Consider the following 5,102-nt stretch of genomic DNA (forward strand, 5'->3'; position numbering starts at 1 on the left):
GAAGGCTCCTTTCACCGCATTAGACGCGGCGAAGGGAGCCTTCATCCCACCATCGGCCCGCCCAAGAACACGCCACGTTTGACCTTCGGCTCAAATAACGACACTTGCCACTCACGACCCCCGCATGAAAGCCCCAAATCAGGCATTTCGTCCGGAAATGTGTCCCTTGTGGACAGTCGAAAGTGCGTCAAGCCTCCTCGACGAGCCCGAGCTGTCGTTCGATCTTCTCCCAGAGGCCGTCCTCCTCGGAGACCTCGCCACCCGCGTCACGAACGGCCCAAGCCGTGGTGACGACGGACCGCAACAGGTCAGAGCCCGGGGTACCCGCCCGCAGAGGCGTTCCCGGCGCGAGCAGCCCGCTCAAATCAGCGGCGACGTAGGTCGGCCGCGCGGACGGCTCGGCGAAGGCCAGATCGCGGAGGCGGGAGGCGCCGCTCAGGACGAAGAGCGAGTCGAGGCCGGCCGAGTTGGCGCCCTCGATGTCCGTGCTCAGCAGGTCCCCGCACACCAGGGTCTCGGACTGAGCGGTACCGAGCCGGATACGCGCCAGGTCGAACAGCGCCGCCCGCGGTTTTCCCACCACGTAAGGAGAAGCGCTGGTGGCGGTCTGCACCAAGGCGACCAGCGCGCCATTGCCCGGAGCCCGTCCGTACGGCGTGGGCAACGTGAGGTCGACGTTCGTGGCCACCCAGGTGGCTCCCGCGTCGGCGAGCCTGCCCACCGCCGCCAGCTCGCGCCAGGTGACGTCGGTTCCCAGCCCCTGCACGACGGCCTCGACCGGCGCGCCGTCCAGATCCTCGACGCGGACCGGGGTCAACCCGGCCTCGGTGAGCGCGCGGGCGACACCCGGGCCTCCCACCGCGAACACCGGCGCTCCCCGCTCCAGCCGCTCCGCCAGGTGGGCCGCGGCCGCCTGCGAACTGGTGACCACCGACCATCCCCGCGGGGCGACTCCCAGCCCGCGGAGATGGTCGGTCACGTCCTCGGGCGGGCGAGAAGCGTTGTTGGTCGCGAAAACGACCGGGATGCTCCGCGCCGTCACGCGGTTCAAGGTCTCCACCGCTTGGGGAACGGCCGTGGGACCGCGATAGACGACGCCGTCGAGGTCGCAGATCAGCCCGCGGTACCGCGCGATGAGCGGATCACCCGTCATGCCGTCCGGCGCCCCTCCTGCTCGCGCCGGCCGGCGTGCGGGCGTTCGGACTTCACCATCCGCACCGTCTCCGGCTTCGAAGACATCACCAGGGAATGGGTGGTGACGCGGCCGGAGTAGTACTGGACGCCTCGCAGCAACTCGCTTCCGGTCACGCCCGTGGCACAGAAGTGGATGTCCTCCCCACCCACGAGGTCTTCGGTGTGGAGGACCTTCCCTTCCGGCAGCCGGGCCTGCAGCGCGCCACCCGAACAGGTCAGGGCGGCCGCGGCGAGGACCCCTTCGGCCGCTCCCCCGGCGCCCAGCAGGATGTCCACCGGGCTCTCGGGACGCGCCACCGCGATCGCGCCGGAGACGTCACCGCCTTCCAGCAGATGGACCCGCGCGCCCGCGTCGCGGATCTCGTGCACGAGGTGCCGGTGCCGCGGCCGGTTGAGCACGCCGACGACGACGTCCGACACGCGAATGTCCTTGGCCTTGGCCACCGCTCGCAGGTTCTCCGCCACCGGGCGGCGGATGTCGACGACGTCGACGCAGTCGGGACCGACGGCCAGCTTCTCCATCGAGGCGACCGGCGACGGGTCGAACAACGCGCCGCGTTCGGCCACCGCGATCGCCGACAGGGAGTACGGCACGTCCTTGACCGGCGAGAGCGCGCCGTCGCCCGCGGTGATCGCGACATCGCACGCGGGGCCGTCCCCGCTCCCGACGTCCTCACCGGCGAGCAAGACCGGTGCGGCCACCACGACGCCGCGCATCCGCACGGACCCGAGGAGTTCGCGCATCGCGTGGCTGGCGGCGGCCTTGGCGCTGTCGTCCTCCCCGAGCCCGACCCACCCGCCCGCCGCGATCGCGGCCGACTCGGTGACGCGCACGAGTTCGAGCGCGAGAGCCTGACCGGAGCCCTCCGTCGCCGTCCCCGGACGACCGGGGATGTCCCATCCGTGAGTTTTCATCGTTCTCAATTCACTCGGCCGAGCAAGGAAAACAGCACCGCGGGCGACCGGCCCGGCTGTCCGCGTAGCCGGACCGGTCGCCTTCAAGCGGACGCGAACGCGTTAGCGGGCGGCAGCGTTCGCGACCGCTCGTTCGGAGAGCGCGTTCTGGGCGGCGACGCGGTTGGCCTCGTCGCCCCGCCATGCCTCCAGCGCGGGCCCGACGAGCGCCCGTCCGAACGAGTAGGTGAGCTCCCAGGGGAGCGGGTCGAGCTTCTGCATCGCCCCGAGGTGCTGCGTCGCCACCTCCGGGCTCTGCCCACCGGAAAGGAACGCGATCCCCGGCACGGACGACGGCACGGTCTCCCGCAGCGTCTCCACCGTGGCCTGGGCGACCTCGGCCACCGTGGGCTGCTTCGGGCTGCCGGTCCCGGCGACCACCATGTTCGGCTTGAGGACGATGCCGTCGAGCTGCACCCGCATCAGGTCGAGTTCCTCGAACAGCGACTCCAGCACGGACGTCGTCACCTGACGGCATCGCTCCAGCGAGTGGTCGCCGTCCATCAGGACCTCGGGCTCGACGATCGGCACCAGGCCGCCCTCCTGGCAGAGACCGGCGTACCGCGCCAGGGCGTGCACGTTCGCCCGCACCGCGCGGGCCGAGGGCTCGTCCTCGCCGATCGTGATCACCGCGCGCCACTTGGCGAACGTCGCGCCGAGCCGCACGTAGTCGGTCACTCGCTCACGCAGGCCGTCGAGGCCCTCGGTGATCTTCTCCGACGGCGAACCCGCCAGCGGCTTCGCTCCCGTGTCGACCTTGATCCCGGTGAGAATCCCGATGTCGTCGAGGAACTGCGGGAACGTGCGCCCGTCGGTCACCTTCTGGTGGAACGTCTCGTCCGCGAGGATGATCCCGCTGACGGACTCCGAGAGCCGCGGCGTCGTGACGATCAGTTCCCGGTACACCCGGCGGTTTTCCGCGGTCGCTTCGACGCCCACCTTCTCCAGCCTGGCGGACATCGTCCCGATGCTCTCGTCAGCGGCGAGGATTCCGCGCCTGCCGGAGACCATCGTGCGCGCGATCTTGTTCAGGGCTGACATCTACTGTTGCTCCTCCTGTATCGGACACCGGATGGTGTGACATTTGCGCGAGAGCTTGATTCAGGTCATCGATCCGTGTCCGTCGACCGCCAAGCTGGGCTCTCGCGAGAGCTTTCGCTTCCGCCAATCGACCGTGCGCGGTTTCTGCCCCGGCACGACGACCGGCGGCATCGGGCTGCCCTTGGACACCGCGATCTCCAGCAATTCCTTCGCGTGGTCCGGGAGACCGCGGCGTTCGCTCCAGGTCGCGTAAATGGGTTTGGCCGGCATCTCCTGGTCGACGGTCACCAGATGCAGCCGTCCTTCCGCGAGTTCGGACCGCACGGTGGAGACGTTCAGCACGGTCACCCGCCTGCTGGTCGCGACCGCCTGCTTGATCGCGGCGCTGGAGGGGAATTCGACGTAACCGCGCGGGGCACTCGCAGTCCCCAGCAGTTCGTCGGTGAATTCGCGCAGCCCCGAGCCGCGCTCGCGCAGCACGAGCGGGGCGGCCGCCAGCTCCGACACCGTCAACGGGCTGTGCCGCGCCGCCCACGGGTGCCGCGAGCCGACCACCACGGCCAGCTTGTCGTCGCAGATGTACCGGGTCATCAGGTCGTCGCGGGACTGTTCCCGCCCTTGACCGCCGGCATGGCACCAGCCGTCGATGAACGCGAGATCGACGTGGCTCGCGCGGATCAGCCGGTGCAGTGTCTCCACGCTGCCCGTCTGGACTTCGACGCGCGCCTCACCGAACGAGAAGCCCGAACGGTTCAGCCAGTCGGGGATCAGATGCTCGGAAACCGCCGGGCTGCCCGCGATCCGGAGCCGTTTCGCGTCGGAAGACCTTGCCCCGGAACCGAATTCGAGCAGCTCTCGCGCCGCCTGCATGACATTGCGGGCGTACTTCGCCAGCATCTGCCCGTCTTCGGTGAGCTTCGAACCGGCGGGAGAGCGCTCCAGCAGCTTGAGCCCGAGGCGCCGTTCCATCGCGCTGATCCGGATACTGGCGGCGGGCTGGGAAAGGCTGTGCGCCTGCGCGGCCTTTCCCACACTCCCGTGGCTTTCCACCGAGAGCAGCAGATCGAGGTCTGCGAGCTGAGGCATCTTTGACGGAAGAACCACGGTTTCACCTCTCATTCCGGACTTCGTCGCGCTGCCACGTTCGATCGCACGGGACGCCGGGAAAATGCTGACCGCCACCGGCGCCCCGTGCTGTGGAAGGAGCCTGCGGGGCAGCGGAACGCGTGGTCAATCCGTCCGGCACGAACGTCCGGCACCCGAGAACGAACGGTGTGCACCAAGCCACTTACGGGCCGGACAGGGCGGCGAGACGGGTGTGAACGGGCTCACTCTCCCTTTCGTCGCGGCGAAGACCCCATTCGTTCACGATCCCCCGCCGCTCGTGCTCCGAGCCGCCGAGTCACAGGCTCGCGGTCGCAGATCCGTGAAGGCCTCCTTGCCTACCCTGAAGGTAGGGAAGGAGGCCTTCACGGACTACGCGATCGCCACCTCAGCCTCAGCAACACCACCAGCCCTGGCACGCGTGAAGGCCCCCTTCCCTCGGTTCAGCCGAGGGAAGGGGGCCTTCACGCGCAGCAGGAGCGAACAAGCGCGGCGGTGTCGACGGTTATTGAGCCGAAAGTCAAACGTGTCGTGGTGAGACCGCGAGCAAGGAGGCCTTCGGCGCGAGGCACGGGCGTCGAAGGCGCCCTGCCACACCTTGAGTGTCCACACAGGACCGTTACTGGCGCCAGGGTGACCGTTTGATGCTCACATGACCGGTTTTCCCTGGGGTCGTGAGTGTATTGAGCCGAAGGTCAAACGTGGCTTGTTCTCGGGCAGGCCGATGGTGGGATGAAGGCTCCCTTCGCCGCGTCTAATGCGGTGAAAGGAGCCTTCGGCCCTGGTCAAGCGCGGGTCGTGAGTGGCGT

At 68.9% G+C, this 5,102-nt stretch carries 4 protein-coding genes; all 4 read right to left on the bottom strand.

Annotated elements, in window-relative coordinates; translation table 11 throughout:
- Positions 1-187: 187 nt before the first annotated feature.
- On the bottom strand, positions 188-1,153 hold the full coding sequence (locus tag ACIRGA_RS40730) for an HAD-IIA family hydrolase (protein WP_400952900.1): 966 nt from the start codon (positions 1,151-1,153) through the stop codon (positions 188-190).
- Positions 1,150-2,109, bottom strand: coding sequence for a fructose-bisphosphatase class II family protein (locus ACIRGA_RS40735; protein WP_400952903.1), 960 nt, complete (start codon positions 2,107-2,109; stop codon positions 1,150-1,152). Before ACIRGA_RS40735 ends, ACIRGA_RS40730 begins: the two co-directional genes overlap by 4 nt.
- Positions 2,110-2,211: 102 nt before the next feature.
- Positions 2,212-3,189, bottom strand: a complete 978-nt coding sequence (locus ACIRGA_RS40740; RefSeq protein ID WP_400952905.1) for a class I fructose-bisphosphate aldolase — start codon at positions 3,187-3,189, stop codon at positions 2,212-2,214.
- Between the two features lie 60 nt (positions 3,190-3,249).
- Positions 3,250-4,293 (bottom strand): LysR family transcriptional regulator, encoded by a 1,044-nt coding sequence (locus ACIRGA_RS40745; protein WP_400952908.1) that lies wholly within the window; start codon positions 4,291-4,293, stop codon positions 3,250-3,252.
- Between the last annotated feature and the right edge of the window lie 809 nt (positions 4,294-5,102).

It is taken from the genome of Amycolatopsis sp. NPDC102389 (assembly GCF_044765885.1).
Taxonomy (GTDB): domain Bacteria; phylum Actinomycetota; class Actinomycetes; order Mycobacteriales; family Pseudonocardiaceae; genus Amycolatopsis.